The sequence below is a fragment of the Thioalkalivibrio paradoxus ARh 1 genome (assembly GCF_000227685.2).
GTDB classification, from domain to species: domain Bacteria; phylum Pseudomonadota; class Gammaproteobacteria; order Ectothiorhodospirales; family Ectothiorhodospiraceae; genus Thioalkalivibrio; species Thioalkalivibrio paradoxus.
Map to the genome: position 1 here is coordinate 3,349,445 of NZ_CP007029.1, position 19,540 is coordinate 3,368,984.

Here is a 19,540-nt window from a genome sequence, read left to right on the forward strand (position 1 = left end):
GTCAGCCCGCGCGCCCGAGCAGCGCATAATAGAAACCGTCCATGTCCTCGGTGCCCAGCACCACCGCGCGCCCCACCGCCCGCTCCACACCCCCGGGGAACGCCAGCGGCAGCGGCTGCGCGTCCGGTGTCGCAGCCAGCCAGGGGCCCACGACCCGCTCGTTCTCCTCGGCCAGCAGCGAGCAGGTCACGTACAACAGGCGCCCGCCCGGACGCAACAACTCCCAGGCCTGCGCCAGCAGTTCGCGCTGGCGCGTCGCCAACGCCGGGATATCGGCGGCCCGGCGCAGCAGCTTGATGTCCGGATGGCGCCGGATGACGCCGCTTGCGGAACACGGCACGTCCAGCAGAATCGCGTCGAACGGCCGGCCATCCCACCAGGCCTGCGGATCGGCCAGGTCGCCGATCACCATTCGCGCGCGATACTCCAGACGCTGCAGGTTGTCGCGCACCCGCCCCATTCGTTCGCCGTCGACGTCGAGCGCGGTCAGGTCGATCTGGCCGCTGGATGCCTCGAGCAGGTGTCCGGTCTTCCCCCCCGGGGCCGCGCAGGCATCGAGGATACGTTCGCCGGGCTGTGGCGACAGCAGCAGTCCGGCCCACTGCGCAGCGGCGTCCTGCACCGAGAGCAGGCCATCGGCAAACCCGGGAATCGCGTCGACGTCCATGGGGTCCGCCAGCGTCAGTGCGGTCGGAACCAGCGGATGCGGGTGCACAGCCAGTCCTTCCCGATGCAGCTGCTCCTGCATGGCAGCACGCGATACGCGCGCGGTATTCACGCGCAGCGTCATCGGCGCGGCCCGGGTCGAAGCCTCGAGCATCGCCTCCCAGTGCTCCGGGTGGCTGGCACGGATGCCGGCAACCAGCCAGGCAGGGCAGGCATAGCGCAGCGCAGGCGTGCGCTGCATTGCCTGCAGCAGCGGCTCGCGCTCGCGCAGCGCGCGGCGCAGCAACGCGTTCACCAGGCCCACCGCACCCGGCCGCTGGATCGTTCGCGCCAGTTCGGCGGTCTCGCGCACCGCCGCGTGATCCGGGGTTCCGAAGTGGAAGACCTCCGCCAGCCCCTGGCACAGCAATACGCGGATCACCGCATCGCGGGGTTTCAGTGGCCGATCCAGCATGCCCTCGACCATGGCGTCGAGCTGCACGTGCCAGCGCACCGTGGCAAACGCCAGGGCCCGCGCCCAGGCGGCTTCGCGCGGCGGCAGGTGCGCGGTCTCGTCGGCCAACGCCTGGGTCAGCGATTCCCCTTGCAGCAGCACGCGGCCAAGCGCCGCGAGACATTGCCGCCTGGGCACCCAGGTCGCCCTTCGGGAATTCAATCCGCCCCTCCGAGCCGGTGACCAACCACGGCGGTCGAGCGCGCCCAATCGGCTGCGGAAACCGGCCGGCGCCCCGGCAATTGCACGACCTGCAGACGCACGATGCCGGAACCGGCCATCACGTCCACCCCATCCGCATGAATGCCGATCACGGTCCCGGGAACTGCTGGCTCGGATCCGACAGCGGCAGGCATCGGACGCGCCCGATGGATGCGCAGGATCTGCTCGCCCCAGCGGGTCTGGGCTACCGGCCAGGGAATGAAGGCCCGCACCTGGCGGTCGATCACCTTGGCAGCCTGGGTCCAGTCGATCCACGCCTCGGCTTTCTCGATCTTGCGCGCATACACCACGCCCTCCGCCGGCTGCGGGCGAGGTTTCAGCGTTCCATCCAGGATCTCGCCGAGCCGCTCGACCAGCAGGCGCGCACCCAGCGACGCCAACCGGTCGTGCACGCTCGCCGCAGTCGCATCGCTGCCGAGCGGCAGGGACTCGCAGGCATAAACCGGGCCGGTATCGAGGCCGGCCTCCATCTGCATCAGGCAGACTCCGGTCTCCGAGTCACCGGCCTGGATCGCCCGCTGGATCGGCGCCGCGCCGCGCCAGCGGGGCAACAGCGACGCGTGGAGGTTGATCCCCCCCGACCGCGGAATCGCCAGCACGCTGGCCGGAAGGATCAGTCCATAAGCAGCCACGATCAACACGTCGGGCGCCAGTCGCCCGAGCTCCGCCTGTGCCTCGGCGGACTTCAGCGACAGCGGCTGCAAAACCGGGATCCCTGCCGCCAGCGCGACCTTCTTCACCGGGCTCGGGGTCAGCTTGCGACCTCTTCCCGCAGGCCGGTCGGGCTGCGTGTAGACCGCCACGGGGGCCTGGCCCGCGGCGATCAATGCCTCGAGGGCGGGAACCGCGAACTCCGGGGTGCCGGCGTAAACAATGCGCCGGTCGTGCCGCATCAACGCGCCGCGACCGGCTCGACCGGCCGCGCGCCCCGACCCGGATCCCGGGCCGTCTGTTTCTCCAGCTTCTTGCGGATGCGGGTGCGCTTCAGGTTGGAGAGGTAATCGACGAACAGTTTCCCATCGAGATGGTCGATTTCGTGCTGGATACAAACCGCCAGCAGCCCCCCGGTCTCGAGTTCGAAGGGCTCGCCATCCCGGTTCAGGGCGCGGACCCGGATCCGTTCCGCGCGCCGCACCCGCTCATAGAAGCCGGGCACCGACAGACAGCCCTCGTCCATCTCCTCCTCGCCGTCACGGCTCAGGATCTCCGGGTTGATCAGGCAATAGGGCTCGTTCTGGTCCTCGGATACGTCCGCTACCAGGATGCGCTTCTGGACGTTGATCTGGGTCGCGGCCAGTCCGATGCCGGGCGCCGCGTACATGGTTTCGAACATGTCGTCGACGAGTTCACGAATCGAATCACTGACCTCGGCGACGGGCACCGCGCGCAGCCGCAGGCGCGGATCGGGGAAACAAAGGATTTCTCTAAGTGCCATTGCCAAACCTCATGCTCTTGTACTGTGCGGGCGCGGTTTTTCTGCTAACGTTAACGCCTGACAGCGCACAGCGCGCGCCGTGTAACGACCTCCCGATTGGCGGGAGTGCGGGCGGTCACTGCGATACGCGACCGGTGGTCATTCCCAGCGCGGCACGTAGCGCGTTGATCGTGGGCCGAGCGCGATACCGGTACCCGCGTTTGGCGCAGTATAGGGGGTCGGGGCTCGGTTTTACGAGACAACCTCAGGCGGGCACGGACAAGCCGGAAACCGCCGTCTGCTGTACAGACCGCTTCCGGCCGGAGGAATTCGGGGCAATGTCCTCGCAGTTGCCGCCGATCCTGCAGCCTGGGGCGCCGCACTGGAACGAGACCAGGGGGAAGATCGATGTTCCTTGCAACGGGCCTTGCCGTGATCCGCCGGGCAGGATGGATCGCACTGCTTGCGCTGACGCTGGCCGCCTGCGCCTCCGGGCCGGAATTGACCGAGGGCGACGCGGAACACACGGCTGCGCCAACCGCGACACCGGCGGAGCCTGCGCCGGAACCGATGCCCGCGGAAACGATGCCCGCGGAACCAGCGGCGCCGGAACCCGAGTTCCACCCGGCGGCCCCGGAGCGCTACGTGGTGCGCGAGGGCGACACGCTCTGGAGCATCGCGAACACCTTCCTTCGTGACCCCTGGCACTGGCCCGAGATCTGGCTGGCGAACCCGCAGATCCCCAACCCGCACCTGATCTACCCGGGCGACGTATTGAGCATCCACCATGTGGACGGCGAACTCCGGGTCATGGTCGACGGTGGACCGAGGGTGCTCCCGGTCGAACGGCTTTCGCCGCGGATTCGGGTGGAAGCGCTGGACGACGTCGAGACCCTGCCGATCTCGACGTTGCAGCCGTTCATGTTCCGTCCGCGCGTGGTGGACGAGGCGACGCTGGAACAGGCGCCTTATATCGTGGCCGCCCACGATGAACGGGTGATCTATGGCCCCGGAGACCGCGTCTATCTGCGCCATGCCCCGGATGCAGAGCGTTACGATCTCTATCATGTCGTGCGCCGCGACCGCGCGCTGACCGACCCGGACACTGGAGAGGAACTGGGCATTGCCACGCTGCCGATCGCAGAGGCCGAGATCGTGCGCGGAGGCGAGATCGCAACCGCCCTGCTACGGACGGGCGACCGTGAGGCGATCCGGGGCGACCGACTGCTGCCGTTCGACGACGAACCCGACCTGCTGTTCGACATCGGCCGCCCACCCGCAGACCTGGAGGGCACGGTGATCCTGCTGTTCGACGCGATCTCCCAGATCGGCTCGCTGCAGGCGGCGGTGATCAACCGCGGCAAGCGTGACGGCGTGCGCAACGGGCAGGTCTTCGCGACCTGGGAGGCCGGCCGCACGGCACGCGACCCGATCAGCCGGAACCGCAACGAGCTGATCGAACTGCCGGAAGAGGAAATCGGCACCATGATGGTGTTCCGGACGTTCGACAAAGTCGCCTACGCGCTCGTCCTGCACTCCACGCACCCGATCCGTGAAGGCTACAAGGTCCGCCACCCCTGAGCCGGCCACCGCAACGTCCACCGATCTGCGCGACTGGCTGGCGCTGCTGCACACGCCGGGCCTCGGCCCCAGACGCATTGCCCGGCTTCTAGAACGTTTCGGGGATCCCGCCACCGCACTTCAGGCGGACGCCCGCGACTGGGCACTGGCCGACGTTCCCGGCGGACCTTGTCGCGGCAGCGACCGGGATCGGCTCGAGCGCGGCATCGAGACCGACCTCGCCTGGCTGAACGCGGACCCGCGGCACGCGATCATGACCCGGCAGGATCCGCGTTATCCGCCCCTGCTGGCCGAGCTGCCGGACCCTCCCCCGGCGCTGTATCTGGTCGGCGCTCCCGAGTTGCTGCGCAAGCCGCAGATCGCGGTGGTCGGCGCCCGCGGGGCGACTCCGCAGGGGTTGCGCAACGCGGAACGGTTCGCGACCGCGCTCGCGGCCGCCGGACTGGCGGTGACCAGCGGCCTGGCACTGGGCATCGACGGGGCCGCGCACCGCGGTGCGCTGGCGGTGGAGAACGGCCGCACGGTGGCCGTGATCGCCACCGGTCCAGACCGTGTCTACCCACCTCAGCATCGGCGGCTGGCGCACCGCATCGCCGACCACGGGCTGCTGGTGTCGCTCTGGCCGGTCGGGACCGCCCCAAGCCCGAAGCACTTCCCGCAGCGCAACCGGGTCATCAGCGGGCTGGCACTGGGTACCCTGGTCGTCGAGGCCGCGCTGCGCAGCGGCTCGCTGATCACCGCGCGCCTGGCCGCGGAACAGGGGCGCGCGGTCTATGCGATCCCCGGCTCGATCCTGAGCCCGGTCAGCCGGGGCTGTCACCGCTTGATCCGTGATGGGGCACAACTGGTCGATTCGCCCGACGACATCCTCGAGGACCTGGCCGACTGGCTGGGCGTACCCGCGGATCCGCCAGCCGATACCCCGCCGATGCCCGACGGAGCCGCGCTGGACCCCGAACAGGAACGCGTTCTCGGGTTGATGGGCTTCGACCCGGTCAGCCTGGATGACCTGCTGCAACGCACCGGATTGACCGTGAACACGCTTTCCTCCATGCTGGTTTTACTGGAACTCAATGGCCGCGTGGCCGCACTCAGCCACGGGCGCTACCAGCGCCTCGACGCAGGATCCCCCGAAACATGAAAGAAAACGTGCTGGACGTATTGATGTACCTGTTCGAGCACTACATGGACGAAGACACCGAGACCGAGCCCGACCGCCAGGATCTTCAGGCGCGCCTGCAGGAGGCCGGGTTTCCCGCGCACGAAATCGACCGCGCGCTGGGCTGGCTGGACCGGCTCGTCAGCGAGGAGCCAGTCGCCGCAGGCATCGGATCCGAGGCGGCCCAGCGCGTGTACACGGCCGAAGAACAGAGCCGGCTGGATCTGGAAGCGCGCGGCTTTCTGGTGTTCCTCGAGCAGAACGGGCTGCTCACCACCGGCACCCGGGAACTGGTGATCGACCGGGTGATGGAGCTGGACGGCGACGAGATCGATCTCGACCAACTCAAGTGGGTCGTGCTGATGGTTCTTTTCAACCAGCCGGATGACAGCATCGCCTATTCGCGCCTCGAAGAGGTGGTGATGTCCGATACCTCACCCGCGCTGGCAGATTACCTGCACTAAACCGCCAATATCCCCCGCCCGCATTTACTGCTATTGTCCGGATCGCCTCCGCCGGCTGCGCGGTTGCCCGAGCGGCGCCGACCGATCCGCCGGGGCGTGATTCGTTGAACCCGGGCGCAGACGGAGTGGTCCCGAGCGACATGAGCAAGAATCTCGTCATTGTAGAATCGCCGGCCAAGGCCAAGACGATTGGCAAATACCTCGGCCCGGACTTCACCGTACTGGCTTCCTATGGGCATGTCCGGGATCTGGTGCCGAAGGAAGGGGCGGTGGACCCCGACGCGGGGTTCCGGATGAACTACGAGGTCATCGAGCGCAACGAAAAACAGCTCCAGGCAATCGCGCGGGCGCTGAAGGGCTCGGACGCACTGATCCTCGCGACGGACCCCGACCGCGAAGGCGAAGCGATCTCCTGGCACCTGCTCGAGATCCTGCGCGAGCGCGGGCTGCTCGGCGAGCGCACGGTCAAGCGCGTGGTCTTCCACGAGATCACGAAAAAGGCGATCCAGGAGGCGGTCGCACACCCGCGCGGGCTGTCGACGGACCTGATCAACGCCCAGCAGGCGCGCCGGGCGCTCGATTACCTGGTCGGCTTCAACCTGTCGCCGCTCCTGTGGCGCAAGATCAAGCGCGGGCTTTCCGCCGGCCGGGTCCAGAGCCCCGCGCTGCGGATGATCTGCGAGCGCGAGGACGCAATCGAGCGCTTCGAGACGCGCGAATACTGGACGCTCGATGCCCAGGCCCGGCGCGGAGAACAGCCGTTCACCGCCCGCCTGACCCACCTCGACGGCCAGAAACTCGACCAGTTCGACCTGAACACCGAAGCGCTGGCCAGCGATGCCCGCCAGCGCCTGCTCGACGCGGCGCAGGGCAGCCTGCGCGTGATCTCGGTCGAAAAGAAGCAGCGCAAGCGCAACCCCGCCGCCCCTTTCACCACCTCCACGCTGCAGCAGGAAGCGTCGCGCAAGCTGGGCTTCACCGCCAGCCGCACGATGCGCGTCGCCCAGCAGCTGTACGAGGGCATCGACCTCGGCAGCGGCGCGATCGGCCTGATCACCTACATGCGCACCGACTCGGTGACGCTGGCCGGCGAGGCAATCGCCGAGATTCGCGGCCTGATCGAGGAACGCTACGGCGCCGACAACCTGCCCTCGAGCCCGCGCCAGTACAAGACCAAGTCCAAGAACGCGCAGGAGGCACACGAGGCGATCCGACCGACGTCGGTGCGCCGGCTGCCGGAAGAGGTGCGTCAGCGCCTGACTTCCGACCAGGCACGCCTCTACGAACTGATCTGGAAGCGGACCATGGCCTGCCAGATGGTCCACGCGACCTTCGATACTGTCGCCGCGGACCTGGCCCCGGGCGAGACGGCGCACCGTTTCCGCGCGACCGGCTCGACCCTGCGCCACGCGGGCTTCATCGCGGTATACCAGGAAGGCCGCGACGAGGCGGGAGCCGACGAGGACGAGGATCGCCGGCTGCCGGAACTGACCGAGGGGATGGTCGTCGACCTGCTCGACGTCAGCGCCGACCAGCATTTCACAGAGCCACCACCGCGCTACACCGAAGCGAGCCTGGTGAAAACGCTGGAGGAATACGGGATCGGCCGGCCGTCGACGTATGCCAGCATCATTTCCACGCTGCAGTCGCGCGAATACGTGGAAATGGACGGCAAGCGCTTCTTGCCCACCGACATCGGCCGGATCGTGAACGCCTTTCTGACCCAGCACTTCACCCGCTACGTCGACTACGACTTCACCGCGAACCTGGAAGATGAGCTGGATGACATCGCGCGCGGTGAGAAGGACTGGATTCCGGTTCTGGACGGCTTCTGGAAGGATTTCCGCGACCAGGTCGAAGACAAGGCCGTGAGCGTCAGCCGGGCCGAGGCCGTGCAGTCGCGCGAGCTCGGCACCGACCCGAAGAGCGGGCGCCCGGTCAGCGTGCGCATGGGCCGCTACGGCCCGATCGTGCAGATCGGCACCCGGGACGACGAGGAAAAGCCGCGGTTCGCCGGCCTGTTGCCCGGCCAGAAGATGGATCAGGTCACGCTGGAGGAAGCGCTGGCGCTGTTCAAGCTGCCGCGTGACCTCGGGGAGACCCCGGAAGGTGAACCGGTGCAGGTGAACGTTGGGCGTTTCGGCCCGTATGTGAAGTACGGCCGGAAGTTCGCCTCGCTCGGCCCGGACGACGACGTCTGGACCATCGAGCTTCCGCGGGCGCTCGAGATCGTCGCCGAGAAGAAGGCGCTGGACGCACAGAAGCACATCCAATCGTTCCCGGAGCACGGGATCGAGGTGCTGAACGGCCGCTACGGCCCCTACATCACCGACGGAACCAAGAACGCGAAGATCCCGAAGGATCGGGAACCCGCGTCGCTGACGCTCGAGGAATGCCGCGAACTGCTCGCGGCGGCCCCGGAACGGCGTGGGCGTCGCGGTGCCAAGACCGGCAGCAAGGCTGGAGACAACACCAAGAAGACCGCCGCCAAGAAGACGGCCGCCACGCAGGGCAACGGCAAGACCGCAGCGAAGAAGTCCACGACGAAGGCCACCACCAAGTCCACGACCCGCAAGAACACGACCGGAAAGGCCTCAAGCCGCAAGACCGCCGCGGACAAGACCGACCCCAAGAAACCGGCCAAGGCCGCGGCGCGGCGCACCGGCACTGGCAGTCGGCCCGACGCGGTCAGCGGCAACTGACCCCGAGGGGCAGCGTCTGCTGTGACGGCTCCCGACGGCGAATCCGGAACGCTGGTTTCGACCGACGTCGGTGCGATCGCCCGCATCGTGCGGGCAGGCGGCGTGATCGCCTACCCTACCGAAGCGGTATTCGGCCTCGGCTGCCGCCCTGCCGACACGGCGGCCTGCGAACGTGTACTGGCGATCAAGGGTCGCGACGCCGGGAAGGGGCTGATCGTGATCACCGACGACCTCGCGCGAATCGCGCACTGGCTGGAGCCGCTGCCGCAGGCGCAACAGGCGCGGGCCGAGGCGACCTGGCCCGGACCGCATACCTGGCTGTGGCCGGCGCACGCGAGTTGCCCGCCATGGCTGCGCGGCGCACATACGCGCCTCGCGGTGCGGGTTACCGCCCACGCCGGTGTCCGGGCCCTCTGCGCGGCCTCGGACTCGGCCCTGGTCTCGACCAGCGCGAACCGCTCGGGCGAACCGCCGTGCCGCGATAGCGCTGACGTCCGGGCCCGGTTCGACGGGCAGATCGACGGCATTCTGGACCTGCCCTGCGGGGGCGCCAGCGAGCCCAGCAGCATCCGCGACATCGTCACCGGCGCCTGGCTGCGGGGCGGCCCGACCGCTTGACGGCCACCGTAGAGGCAGACCGGGAACCGACGGCACTCGCTCGCTGCCAGCCTTGTTTCGCTTCACCCCTGAGTTAGGTCCGGGCATACTGCGCACCGCGCGCGAGCGCCGGGATTCGCGGCGATAGCATCGGCACGGGTTCCTCTGCCGCCAGGGGCAACAGCGCGGGGACCCTCGTCCAGGGCAGTGCCGGGGTGAGCAACGCGCCCGGCCCGCCGACGAACGAGTTTGCAAACGGGGAACAGGCTGATGACGCACGACGACTTCCGCATGGAACCGGTACTCGATTTCCTGCAGCGGCTGCAGGACGAAATCTGTACCGGCCTGGAGAACCTCGACCGCGACGGGCGCTTCCGCGAGGACGCGTGGACTCGTCCCGCGGGCGGCGGCGGGCGTTCCCGCGTACTGCGCGACGGCGCGTTGTTCGAGCAGGCCGGCGTGAACTTCTCGCACGTGATGGGCCCGGGGCTCCCGGCCTCGGCGACCGCCCACCGCCCGGAACTCGCCGGACGCTCGTTCCAGGCGGCGGGCGTCTCGCTGGTGATTCACCCGCGCAACCCCTACGTACCGACCTCGCATGCCAACGTGCGCGTGTTCGTCGCCGAGAAGGCGGGGGAAACACCGATCTGGTGGTTCGGCGGCGGCTTCGACCTGACCCCGTACTACGGCTTCGACGAGGACTGCGTGCACTGGCACCGTACCGCCGAGGCCGCCTGCCGTAAGTTTGGCCCGGACGTCTACCCGAAACACAAGCAGTGGTGCGACGACTACTTCTTCCTGAAGCACCGCAACGAGCCTCGGGGCATCGGCGGCCTGTTCTTCGACGACCTGAACGAAGGCGGATTCGAACATTGCTTCGGGTACATGAGGAGCGTCGGCGAGCACTACCTCAAGGCCTACGGGCCGATCGTCGAACGGCGGCGGGACACCGCCTACGGGGAACGCGAACGCCAGTTCCAGCTCTACCGGCGCGGACGGTACGTGGAGTTCAATCTGGTCTACGACCGCGGTACGCTGTTCGGCCTGCAGTCCGGCGGGCGCACGGAATCGATCCTGATGTCGTTGCCGCCGCTGGTACGCTGGGAATACAACTGGAGCCCGGAACCCGGCACGGCGGAAGCCGAGCTCTACGACCGCTACCTGAAACCGCGTGACTGGCTGAACGAAGGGGGCGCCCGATGACCTCGCCGACCGGAACCTATCCCGCCGTGCGTCCGCGCCGGATGCGCCGCGATGCCTTCTCGCGCCGGCTGATGCGTGAACACCGGCTGACCGCGGACGATCTGATCTACCCGGTGTTCGTGCAGGAGGGCGAAGGCCGGCGCGACCCGGTCGCGTCCATGCCCGGCGTCGAACGCGTCAGCGTCGACGAACTGTTGCGCGAAGCCGAGGCCTGCCAGGAACTGGGCATCCCGGCGCTGGCGCTGTTCCCGGTCGTGCCCGATGAAAAGAAGAGCCTCGATGCAGCCGAGGCCTGGAACCCGCAGGGCCTCGCCCAGCGCGCGGTCAGGGCGCTGAAGGCCGAATTCCCGGCGCTCGGCGTGATCACCGACGTTGCGCTCGACCCGTTCACCACCCACGGCCAGGACGGGATCATCGACGACGAAGGCTACGTGCTGAACGACATCACGGTCGAGGCGCTGGTCCGCCAGGCCCGCTCCCACGCCGAGGCCGGTGCCGATGTCGTCGCGCCGTCGGACATGATGGACGGGCGCATCGGCGCGATACGCCAGGCGCTGGAGGCGGCAGGCAACCTGCACGTGCGCATCCTCGCCTATTCGGCGAAGTACGCGTCCAGCTTCTACGGGCCGTTCCGCGACGCAGTCGGCTCGGCCGGCAACCTGGGCCGCGGCAGCAAGGAAACCTACCAGATGGATCCGGCAAACGGCGACGAGGCACTGCACGAGGTCGCGCTGGACCTGGCGGAGGGCGCGGACATGGTGATGATCAAGCCCGGCATGCCCTACCTCGACGTCGTCCGCAGGATCAAGGAACGCTTTCACCGCCCGACCTTCGTCTACCAGGTGTCGGGCGAATACGCGATGCTGAAGGCCGCAACGCAGAACGGCTGGATCGACGAACGTGCCTGCGTGCTCGAGGCGCTGACCGGGATGAAGCGCGCCGGCGCCGACGGCATCCTGACGTACTACGCGCGCAACGTCGCCGGCTGGCTGCGCGAGGATGCCGGACAGTGAACAGCGACTGCTACGCAGTGGTCGGCAACCCGATCGGCCATTCGCTGTCACCACGGATCCATGCATTGTTCGCCGAACAGACCCGACAGGACCTGGTGTACGAGGCGCGCCTGAGCGATCCGGAGCATTTCGCCCGCGACGTGCGTGCGTGGTTCGGGAACGGACTGCGCGGCCTGAACGTGACCGTGCCGTTCAAGGAGGACGCATTCCGGCTGGTCGACCTGCACACCCAGCGGGCGGAACGTGCCGGCGCGGTAAATACGATCTGGGCCGAAGCCGACGGCCGCCTGACCGGCGACAACACCGACGGAACCGGCTTTCTTCGTGACCTGACCGGCCGTCTCGGCGTCGACCCGGCGCGAAACAGCATCCTGATCCTGGGTGCGGGCGGCGCTGCCCGCGGCCTGCTGGAACCGCTGTTGCGCGGCCGACCGGCACGCATGGTCGTCGCCAACCGCACACGCGCGAAGGCCGAGACACTGGTTGCGGCCTTCGCCGACCTCGCCGGGGATGCCGCGCTGTCGTCCAGCGGGCTCGACGACATCCCGCCCGGACCCTACGACCTGGTGGTCAACGCCACCGCGGCAGGGCTGTCCGCGAGCCGCCCGGAGCTGCCGGCCGGGCTGCTGGCACCGAGCAGCGCCCTCGCCTACGACCTGGTGTACGGACCCGGCGCCCGCCCGTTCCTGGACTGGGCCCGGGAACAGGGGGCCGAGCAGGTATCCGACGGTCTCGGCATGCTGGTCGAACAAGCCGCCGAGGCGTTCGCGATCTGGCGCGGCGCACGGCCTGACACCCGTCCGGTATTCGAGACCCTGCGGCGTGATATCGTCGAGGCGTGAACGGAATTCAGGTTTCGTTCAATCTCGTTGTCTACTCTTTAACCCATTGCATCCCGTCGAGGGCCTTCCCATGCGCAAACTGCTTATGCTCACGTCCGTAGGCCTTCTGGCTTTCGCGACCGGCTGCACCACCATCGATCCGTATACCGGCGAGGAACGGGTATCCCGCACGACCATCGGCGCCGGCATCGGCGCGGCCGCGGGCGCGGTGCTCGGCAGCGTGACCAGCAGCCGCAACCGCACCGAACGTGCAATGATCGGCGCCGGCATCGGCGCACTCGCCGGCGGCGCGATCGGCAACTACATGGACCGCCAGGAAGAGGAACTGCGGCAGCAGCTGCAAGGGACCGGCGTCAGCGTGACCCGCGTCGGCGACAACCTGGTTCTGAACATGCCGGGCCACATCACCTTCGACGTGGACCGCACCGAGATCAAGCCCGAGTTCCAGTCGGTGCTGGACTCGGTAGTCCTGGTACTCAATCGCTACGAGCAGACCGGTATCGAAGTCGCCGGACATACCGACAGTACCGGACGGGTCGAGTACAACATGGACCTGTCCGAACGGCGCGCCCGCAGCGTGGCGCATGCGCTGATCACTCGTGGAGTCAACCAGGTACGGGTCGCGACGATCGGGTTCGGACCGCACCAGCCGATCGCGAGCAACGAAACCGCCGAGGGCCGCACCCAGAACCGCCGGGTCGAGCTGACGCTGTTCCCGCTGACCGCAGGGTGAGCCCACTGAGCGCTGGCGGGCCACGGCGCGCAGCAGGGTTCTTGCAACGCTGCCGTTGACACCCAGCGGTCACCCTGCAAGAGGAACGGGCAAGCCACGGAAAGGCACGGACAGACACCGAACAGGGGGTCACCCGTCTTTTCTTCGGTGATGTCCGCGCGTTTCCGTGGCTGCCTGTTCTCGCTGCCAATCGGCGCAATGCAGGCAAGCGGGAGAACGGGATGCAATGCGCGCTGCGCGCACGTTTCACGGTATCCTTGGGGCCCGGTTCGATAGGCCCTTTCCGATGACCCTGCGCGAGCGACTGGTCGAATATGCCCGCCTGGTCCGGCTGGACCGGCCCGTAGGCATTTACCTGCTGCTGTGGCCCACCCTCTGGGCGCTGTGGATCGCGGCAGACGGCTGGCCGCCGCTGGACATCCTGCTGATTTTCGTTGCCGGGGTCACGCTGATGCGCTCCGCCGGGTGCGCGATCAACGATTTTGCCGACCGGCACATCGACGCTCATGTCGAGCGCACCCGATCGCGGCCGCTGGCTCGCGGCAGCATCCAGCCCTACGAGGCGGTCGCGGTATTCCTGGTCCTGTCGGCGATCGCGTTCGTGCTGGTGTTGCTGACCAACCCATTGACGGTCGCGTTCGCGCTGGTGGCCGTAGTACTGGCCGCTACCTACCCGTTCATGAAGCGCTTTCACAGCCTGCCCCAGGTGCATCTCGGTGCCGCATTCGCCTGGGCGGTACCGATGGCCTTCACCGCGGTCACCAACGAACTGCCGCCACCGATCGCCTGGCTGCTGTTCGTGACCACGCTGACCTGGACCGTCGTCTACGACACGTTCTACGGTATGGTCGACCGCAAATACGACCTGGCCATCGGCGTTCGCTCGACCGCGATTCTGTTCGGCGAGCAGGATCGGCTGATCACTGGCATCCTGCAGGGCCTGGTCTGGCTCGGCCTGTACCTGGTGGGGCAGCAGGCCGGCTTCGGCGGGGTCTACCTCGGCGCGCTCGGCCTGGTCGCGCTCCTGATGTTCTACCAGCAGTTCCTGATCTTCGACCGGGAACCCGAGGCCTGCTTCCGGGCCTTTCGCAACAATCACTATCTGGGCCTGGTCGTGCTGGCCGGAATGGTCGCGGATACGCTGCTCGGCGGTGGATGACGGCTTCTTGCCGCTTCTACCCGCAACCAGGCCCGCTCCTGCACCGGGTCCCCGCTGCAGCGGGCTCAGGCGCGCGCCAGCGCGGCCGCGCCGACCCAGATGGCCCCGGCGCGGCGGACCTCACGAGCCAGCATCTCCAGCGTAGTGCCGGTCGTCATCACGTCGTCCACCAGCAGCACCCGCAATCCCGACAGATCCGCGTCGACCCGGAAAGCCTTGCGCAGGTTCGCGCGGCGCGCGCTGCGGCCCAGCCCCTGCTGGCTCGGGGTCGCCAGGACTCGCCGCGCGCTGCGCGTGTCGAGTTCCAGGCCGCGCGCCCGGCACAGACCACGGGCCAGGCGTTCCGCCTGGTTGAAACCGCGCCGGGCGAGACGGCCGTCGTGCAGGGGAACAGGGATGACCCGGTCGACCGCACGGGTGGCCGCGGGATCCAGATACCGCATGAATAGACCCGCCAGCGGCCGGGCCAACTGCGGCCGGCCACCGGCCTTGTAACTCAACAGCAGGCGGTCCAGCGGCCAGGCGTAGGCGAGCGGAGCCCAGGCCGCATCGAACGCCGGCGCCGCGCGCTGGCAGGAAGGGCAAAGCCCCGCGGCCGGCAGCGGCTGGGCACAGGTCGGGCACGGCGATGCCGGTACCACCAGATCCTCGGCACAGTCGGCGCAGATGCCCATCGCCGCCGGGGCCAGACAGAGGACGCAGCGGTCCGGGACGCACCCATCCGCCAACGCGGCCGCCCAGCGGCGCAGCAAAGGGCCCAGTGCCGTCCGCAGGACGCGGGTTTCTGCGTTCGAATCGGTCACGCTGCTATCATGAAATTTTTATCACCCGATAGGCAATGAAGACCAAGACTGTTTCCGGGCGCTCCTGCCGGCGCGCCGCATCGGCCTTCGACTGGGGCAACCTGGTCAGCGTGTCGCTGGCCGGCGTGCCGCTGTTCCTCGTCAGCGGCGACGTGGGCATTGTGACCATCATCGCCGCGATCATGGGCATTGTGCCGCTGATCCTCTGGTTCGGCGCGTCGATGATGGTGTACGCGATGTGCCGACACCACCCGGAGGAGCGGGTTGGGCGTTTCACGCAGTGGGCTGCGTACCGCTATTATGCGCTGATGGGTTCGCTGATCGTGGTCGCCACGTTCTTCCCGCCGGACCTCAATTACTACCGTGCCTACTGGGTCGTGGCTGCGGCCATCCTGATTCCCTGGACCCTGTATGCGCTGCACCGTATCTACCGGGAAACCTGGAACGATCTGGAGATCGAGGTGCCCGCGGAGGAGCATCACTGATGACCGGCATTCGCCACGACTGGAGCACCGCCGAGATCGAGCAACTGCTGGATCTCCCGTTCAGCGATCTCGTGTTCCGCGCGCAGGGCGTGCACCGGGAGCATTTCGACCCTGGCCGGGTGCAGGTCAGCACGCTGCTCTCGATCAAGACCGGGGCCTGCCCCGAGGACTGCGGGTATTGCCCGCAGAGTGCGCATCACCACGTCGAGCTCGAACGCGAGCGCCTGCTGCCGGTGGACGAAGTCGCCAGCGCGGCCCGGGGCGCGCGTGAGCGTGGCGCGACCCGGTTCTGCATGGGCGCCGCCTGGCGCAACCCGACCGACCGCAACCTCGACCAGGTGATCGAGATGGTGCGGGCGGTCCGCGAGCAGGGGCTGGAGACCTGCGTGACGCTTGGCATGCTGACGCAGGCGCAGGCGCAGCGCCTCGCGGATGCGGGTCTCGACTACTACAACCACAATCTGGACACCTCGCCGGAGTTCTACGGCGAGATCATCAGCACCCGCACCTACGAAGACCGTCTGGACACATTGGAACGCGTGCGCGCGGCCGGCATCAGCGTATGCACCGGCGGCATCCTGGGCATGGGCGAATCGCGCCATGACCGCGCCCGGCTGCTGCAACAGCTGGCGAACCTGCCCAGGCATCCGGAATCGGTCCCGATCAACCAGCTGGTGCAGGTGCAGGGCACCCCGCTGTACGGCACCGACGCACTCGACCCGTTCGAGTTCGTGCGCACGGTGGCGGCCGCCCGCATCCTGATGCCGAAGTCGCATGTGCGCCTTTCCGCGGGGCGGACCGAGATGAGCGACGAGATGCAGGCGCTGTGCTTTCTTGCAGGTGCCAACTCGGTGTTCTACGGAGAACAGTTGCTGACGACCCCGAACCCGGGCATGGACCGCGATCGGACGCTGTTTCAGCGCCTGGGCATCGAGCCCGAGGCGGGGCCGGGCGAGCCCCCCGCCGCCCATCCCGAGGCGAAGCCCGAGGCACAACGAGCCTGAACCGCGGCGGCGGCTCAGGCACGCTGCCGGGCAAGATGAGCGGCCGGATCGAATCCCGCTTGCTTGAGCGGCTCGACCGTGCCCGCGCGCGCGGGCTCTGGCGCCGCCCCCGCATCCTGGACGGGCCGCAGACTCCCGAACAGATCGTCGACGGCCGCCCGGTGCTCGCCTTTTGCTCGAACGATTATCTCGGGCTCGCCGCCGACCCCCGTGTTGCCGCGGCCGCGCGCGAAGGCCTCGAGCGTTACGGGGTCGGCGCCGGTGCGGCACATTTGGTCAACGGCCACAGCCGCGCCCATGCCGAACTCGAAGAAGCCCTGGCGGCCTTCACCGGCCGGCCGCGCGCGCTGCTGTTCTCCACTGGCTACATGGCCAACCTCGGGGTACTGCAAACCCTGATGAGCCGGCACGACACCGTCTTCGAGGACCGGCTCAACCACGCCTCCTTGATCGACGCCGCCCGGCTCGCCGGCTGCCGGACCCGCCGCTACCGCCATGCGGATGCTGCGGACCTGACACGCCGGCTGCGGGAACCGGGAGCGGAAACCGGGCGCCTGGTGGTCACCGACGGCGTATTCTCGATGGACGGCGACCTTGCGCCACTGGCGGAACTCGCGTCTGCCGCCCGCCGCTACAACGCCTGGCTGATGGTGGACGACGCCCACGGTCTGGGCGTACTCGGCCGCGACGGCGGCGGGAGCTGCGCCTGTTTCGGCCTGGGCATGGACGACGTGCCGGTGCTGATGGGCACCTTGGGCAAGGCCTTCGGCACCGCCGGGGCCTTTGTCGCCGGCAGCGACACACTGATCGAAGCGCTGATCCAGTTCGCACGCAGCTACGTCTACACCACCGCGATGCCCCCGGCACTGGCCAGCGCAACTCTGGCCGCGGTCAGGATCGCCGCGCGCGAAACGTGGCGGCGCGAACACCTCGCGGCACTGATCGCCCGACTGGGTGCCGGCCTGGAACACATCGGCCTGCCCCGCCCGTCCAGCATGTCACCAATCCAGCCGGTCGTACTCGGCGACACCGGGCGCGCGTCCGCTGCGGCCGCCGGATTGCTCGAACACGGCCTTCTGGTACCGGCGATCCGGCCGCCGACCGTCCCGGAAGCGACGGCCCGCCTGCGCATCACGCTCTCGGCACGCCATACCGAGGCGCAGGTCGACCGGTTGGTCGAGACCCTGGACCGAGTGCTGGCACGGGAATCGCCGGGAGCGACCGGACTTGAATCCGCAAGGTGAGAGGAGTACAGAATAGGGTTCTGCTGCAACGGAGCCCGACCTGCATGCCAGGAAAGAGTATCGCGATCATCGCCACGAAGGGATCGCTGGACTGGGCCTATCCACCGTTCATCCTGGCCTCGACCGGCGCGGCGCTGGGCTACGACTGCAAGATGTTCTTCACCTTCTACGGCTTGCACCTGCTGAAGCGTAACCTGAGCCTCCGGGTCAGCCCGCTGGGCAACCCCGGCATGCCGCTGCCGCTGCCGGTGCTGCTGCAGGCCATGCCCGGCACCCAGTACCTGGCGACCGCGATGATGAAGCGCCGGATCCGCGCCAAGGGCGTGGCCGAGATCGGCGAACTGCGCAACCTCTGCGTGGAAGCGGGAGTTCGGCTGGTCGCCTGCCAGATGACCGTCGACCTGTTCGACTGGCGGCACAGCGATTTCATCGATGGCGTGGAATACGGGGGCGCAACCACCTTCTTCGACTTCGCCGGCGAATCCGACATCTGTCTGTTCATCTGATGGCCCACGGGCCATCGACGCCGGGTTCAGGTGGGCTCCGGACGCTGCTGGCGCATCTCCAGGATCGCGGTGATCTCGTCATCCGAGAGCCGGATCGGGTTGGTCTTCATGCTGGAACCCCGGCTGTTCGCGACGATCCGCGGATGGTCCTCCGGGCGGATCCCGTACTGATCCAGCGTCAGCAGGTGCAGGCGCTCGGTCCAGTCCTCGAGCAGGCGCAGTAGCGCGGCACGGGCCTGACCGTCGTCCGGCATTGCCTCGCCGGTCAACAGGCGACCGACATGCGCATAGCGCGCCAGCGCCGGATGCGCAGGCTCCCTTACGCCCAGCGCCTCGATGTTCACTGCGGTTGCCGCCACCACCAGGGTTCCACAGGCGGCCCCGTGGGGAATCGGGAAAAACGCCCCCAGCGGTGCAGCCAGACCATGCACCGAACCCAGCCCCACCTGAGCCAGCGTGACCCCTGACAGCAGCGACGCGTAGGCCATACCGGCCTGTGCCGCCGCATTCCCGGGATCCTCGTAGAGCGCAAGCAGGCTGTCGCGCGCGTGGGCCATCCCGTCGAGGGCCAGCGCATCGCAGAACGGGTTCGCACGCAGCGAAAGATACGATTCCAGCAACTGGGTCAGCGCGTCCATGCCGTTGCCGGCGATCACGCGGGGCGGGCAGGTGCTCAGGAAATCCGGATCGATCACCGCGTACTCGGCCACCAGGCGCTCGTGCCGGAACGACTTCTTGAAGCCATCGTCTCCCCCCTGGCTCAGCACGGCATTCTTGGTGGCCTCGGAACCGGTTCCCGCAGTGGTCGGGACCGCGATGAACGGCACCGATGGCCCGTGATAGGGCCGCTCGGGTCCGACCCCTTCCAGGTGATCGAGCACCGTGTTGCCCGGGATCAGCAACCCCGCGATCGCCTTGCCGGCATCGAGCGCGCTGCCGCCTCCGATCGCGACCACCACCGAGATATCCCGGCCACGATAGCGCTGGACCGCGGCGTCGATTTCATCCGGTGAGGGTTCGCCCGGAACCCGGTGCACCATCACGTTCAGGCCTGCACTGGAGAATCCGGTTTCGATCTCGGGCCAGAACGGACCCTCCAGCAGCGACCGCCCGCCGGTCACCAACAGCACCCGGCGCCCGAACCCGGCCGCCAGCGCCGGCAGCCGGCGCCGCACCCCGGAACCGAACTCGATGCGCGGCAACCGCGCGATGCTGAACCCGTTGATCATATTCCCGCCCCTCCCGAACCC

At 68.2% G+C, this 19,540-nt stretch carries 19 protein-coding genes; 14 read left to right on the plus strand and 5 right to left on the minus strand.

Annotation, left to right across the window (positions count from 1 at the left end; genetic code table 11):
• Position 1: 1 nt before the first annotated feature.
• From rsmB to def, 3 genes are read right to left on the minus strand one after another with little or no spacing between them, the layout of a single operon-like run.
• On the minus strand, positions 2 to 1,321 hold the full coding sequence (gene rsmB, locus THITH_RS15105) for a 16S rRNA (cytosine(967)-C(5))-methyltransferase RsmB (protein WP_006746973.1): 1,320 nt from the start codon (positions 1,319 to 1,321) through the stop codon (positions 2 to 4).
• A complete protein-coding gene (fmt, locus tag THITH_RS15110) occupies positions 1,318 to 2,274 on the minus strand; it encodes a methionyl-tRNA formyltransferase (protein ID WP_006746972.1) in 957 nt (318 codons plus the stop codon). Before fmt ends, rsmB begins: the two co-directional genes overlap by 4 nt.
• Positions 2,274 to 2,816, minus strand: a complete 543-nt coding sequence (gene def, locus THITH_RS15115; RefSeq protein WP_006746971.1) for a peptide deformylase — start codon at positions 2,814 to 2,816, stop codon at positions 2,274 to 2,276. The genes fmt and def overlap by 1 nt, the downstream gene beginning before the upstream one ends.
• 387 nt (positions 2,817 to 3,203) lie before the next feature.
• Here def and THITH_RS15120 point away from each other — a divergent pair, with 387 nt between their 5' ends.
• The 10 genes from THITH_RS15120 (at position 3,204) to ubiA (ending at position 14,248) form a co-directional block, all read left to right on the plus strand.
• Complete coding sequence (locus tag THITH_RS15120) at positions 3,204 to 4,376, plus strand: LysM peptidoglycan-binding domain-containing protein (protein WP_006746970.1); 1,173 nt, start codon at positions 3,204 to 3,206, stop codon at positions 4,374 to 4,376.
• The gene (gene dprA / locus THITH_RS15125; RefSeq protein WP_006746969.1) at positions 4,348 to 5,517 is read left to right on the plus strand and encodes a DNA-processing protein DprA; all 1,170 of its coding nucleotides are present in this window, start codon (positions 4,348 to 4,350) and stop codon (positions 5,515 to 5,517) included. The genes THITH_RS15120 and dprA overlap by 29 nt, the downstream gene beginning before the upstream one ends.
• A complete protein-coding gene (locus THITH_RS15130; RefSeq protein WP_006746968.1) occupies positions 5,514 to 5,999 on the plus strand; it encodes a DUF494 family protein in 486 nt (161 codons plus the stop codon). The genes dprA and THITH_RS15130 overlap by 4 nt, the downstream gene beginning before the upstream one ends.
• Before the next feature lie 140 nt (positions 6,000 to 6,139).
• The gene (locus tag THITH_RS15135) at positions 6,140 to 8,701 is read left to right on the plus strand and encodes a DNA topoisomerase I (protein WP_006746967.1); all 2,562 of its coding nucleotides are present in this window, start codon (positions 6,140 to 6,142) and stop codon (positions 8,699 to 8,701) included.
• A gap of 21 nt (positions 8,702 to 8,722) precedes the next feature.
• A complete protein-coding gene (locus tag THITH_RS15140; RefSeq protein ID WP_006746966.1) occupies positions 8,723 to 9,319 on the plus strand; it encodes an L-threonylcarbamoyladenylate synthase in 597 nt (198 codons plus the stop codon).
• A gap of 249 nt (positions 9,320 to 9,568) precedes the next feature.
• Positions 9,569 to 10,501: an oxygen-dependent coproporphyrinogen oxidase gene (gene hemF / locus THITH_RS15145; protein ID WP_006746965.1), complete on the plus strand. Its 933-nt coding sequence runs from the start codon at positions 9,569 to 9,571 to the stop codon at positions 10,499 to 10,501.
• A complete protein-coding gene (gene hemB, locus THITH_RS15150) occupies positions 10,498 to 11,514 on the plus strand; it encodes a porphobilinogen synthase (RefSeq protein ID WP_006746964.1) in 1,017 nt (338 codons plus the stop codon). The genes hemF and hemB overlap by 4 nt, the downstream gene beginning before the upstream one ends.
• On the plus strand, positions 11,511 to 12,356 hold the full coding sequence (gene aroE, locus THITH_RS15155; RefSeq protein ID WP_006746963.1) for a shikimate dehydrogenase: 846 nt from the start codon (positions 11,511 to 11,513) through the stop codon (positions 12,354 to 12,356). Before hemB ends, aroE begins: the two co-directional genes overlap by 4 nt.
• A gap of 70 nt (positions 12,357 to 12,426) precedes the next feature.
• Positions 12,427 to 13,089 carry an OmpA family protein gene (locus THITH_RS15160; RefSeq protein ID WP_006746962.1) on the plus strand — a complete coding sequence of 221 codons (663 nt, stop codon included), beginning with the start codon at positions 12,427 to 12,429 and terminating at the stop codon, positions 13,087 to 13,089.
• A 286-nt stretch (positions 13,090 to 13,375) separates the two neighbouring features.
• Entirely contained in the window at positions 13,376 to 14,248 is an 873-nt protein-coding gene (gene ubiA / locus THITH_RS15165; RefSeq protein ID WP_006746961.1) for a 4-hydroxybenzoate octaprenyltransferase, read from the plus strand.
• 65 nt (positions 14,249 to 14,313) lie between these two features.
• Here the strand turns inward: ubiA and THITH_RS15170 are convergent, their stop codons facing one another.
• Positions 14,314 to 15,051 (minus strand): ComF family protein, encoded by a 738-nt coding sequence (locus THITH_RS15170; RefSeq protein WP_006746960.1) that lies wholly within the window; start codon positions 15,049 to 15,051, stop codon positions 14,314 to 14,316.
• A gap of 35 nt (positions 15,052 to 15,086) precedes the next feature.
• On the opposite strand from THITH_RS15170, the gene THITH_RS15175 reads away from it, so the two are divergent.
• From THITH_RS15175 to dsrE2, 4 genes are read left to right on the plus strand one after another with little or no spacing between them, the layout of a single operon-like run.
• Positions 15,087 to 15,536, plus strand: a complete 450-nt coding sequence (locus tag THITH_RS15175; RefSeq protein WP_006746959.1) for a hypothetical protein — start codon at positions 15,087 to 15,089, stop codon at positions 15,534 to 15,536.
• Complete coding sequence (bioB, locus tag THITH_RS15180; RefSeq protein WP_006746958.1) at positions 15,536 to 16,540, plus strand: biotin synthase BioB; 1,005 nt, start codon at positions 15,536 to 15,538, stop codon at positions 16,538 to 16,540. The genes THITH_RS15175 and bioB overlap by 1 nt, the downstream gene beginning before the upstream one ends.
• A 35-nt stretch (positions 16,541 to 16,575) precedes the next feature.
• A complete protein-coding gene (bioF, locus tag THITH_RS15185; RefSeq protein ID WP_006746957.1) occupies positions 16,576 to 17,784 on the plus strand; it encodes an 8-amino-7-oxononanoate synthase in 1,209 nt (402 codons plus the stop codon).
• A 44-nt stretch (positions 17,785 to 17,828) separates the two neighbouring features.
• A complete protein-coding gene (dsrE2, locus tag THITH_RS15190) occupies positions 17,829 to 18,290 on the plus strand; it encodes a sulfur carrier protein DsrE2 (protein WP_006746956.1) in 462 nt (153 codons plus the stop codon).
• A 26-nt stretch (positions 18,291 to 18,316) separates the two neighbouring features.
• On the opposite strand, the gene THITH_RS15195 is transcribed toward dsrE2, so the two are convergent.
• Positions 18,317 to 19,519, minus strand: a complete 1,203-nt coding sequence (locus THITH_RS15195) for an iron-containing alcohol dehydrogenase (protein WP_006746955.1) — start codon at positions 19,517 to 19,519, stop codon at positions 18,317 to 18,319.
• Positions 19,520 to 19,540: the final 21 nt, after the last annotated feature.

Bases quoted from the DNA above. Each gene is read 5' to 3' on its own strand.
- fmt (WP_006746972.1), bottom strand. From the start codon at position 2,274: ATGCGGCACGACCGGCGCATTGTTTACGCCGGCACCCCGGAGTTCGCG.
- def (WP_006746971.1), bottom strand. From the start codon at position 2,816: ATGGCACTTAGAGAAATCCTTTGTTTCCCCGATCCGCGCCTGCGGCTG.
- THITH_RS15120 (WP_006746970.1), top strand. From the start codon at position 3,204: ATGTTCCTTGCAACGGGCCTTGCCGTGATCCGCCGGGCAGGATGGATC.
- THITH_RS15130 (WP_006746968.1), top strand. From the start codon at position 5,514: ATGAAAGAAAACGTGCTGGACGTATTGATGTACCTGTTCGAGCACTAC.
- THITH_RS15135 (WP_006746967.1), top strand. From the start codon at position 6,140: ATGAGCAAGAATCTCGTCATTGTAGAATCGCCGGCCAAGGCCAAGACG.
- hemF (WP_006746965.1), top strand. From the start codon at position 9,569: ATGACGCACGACGACTTCCGCATGGAACCGGTACTCGATTTCCTGCAG.
- hemB (WP_006746964.1), top strand. From the start codon at position 10,498: ATGACCTCGCCGACCGGAACCTATCCCGCCGTGCGTCCGCGCCGGATG.
- THITH_RS15160 (WP_006746962.1), top strand. From the start codon at position 12,427: ATGCGCAAACTGCTTATGCTCACGTCCGTAGGCCTTCTGGCTTTCGCG.
- ubiA (WP_006746961.1), top strand. From the start codon at position 13,376: ATGACCCTGCGCGAGCGACTGGTCGAATATGCCCGCCTGGTCCGGCTG.
- THITH_RS15175 (WP_006746959.1), top strand. From the start codon at position 15,087: ATGAAGACCAAGACTGTTTCCGGGCGCTCCTGCCGGCGCGCCGCATCG.
- bioB (WP_006746958.1), top strand. From the start codon at position 15,536: ATGACCGGCATTCGCCACGACTGGAGCACCGCCGAGATCGAGCAACTG.
- bioF (WP_006746957.1), top strand. From the start codon at position 16,576: ATGAGCGGCCGGATCGAATCCCGCTTGCTTGAGCGGCTCGACCGTGCC.
- dsrE2 (WP_006746956.1), top strand. From the start codon at position 17,829: ATGCCAGGAAAGAGTATCGCGATCATCGCCACGAAGGGATCGCTGGAC.
- THITH_RS15195 (WP_006746955.1), bottom strand. From the start codon at position 19,519: ATGATCAACGGGTTCAGCATCGCGCGGTTGCCGCGCATCGAGTTCGGT.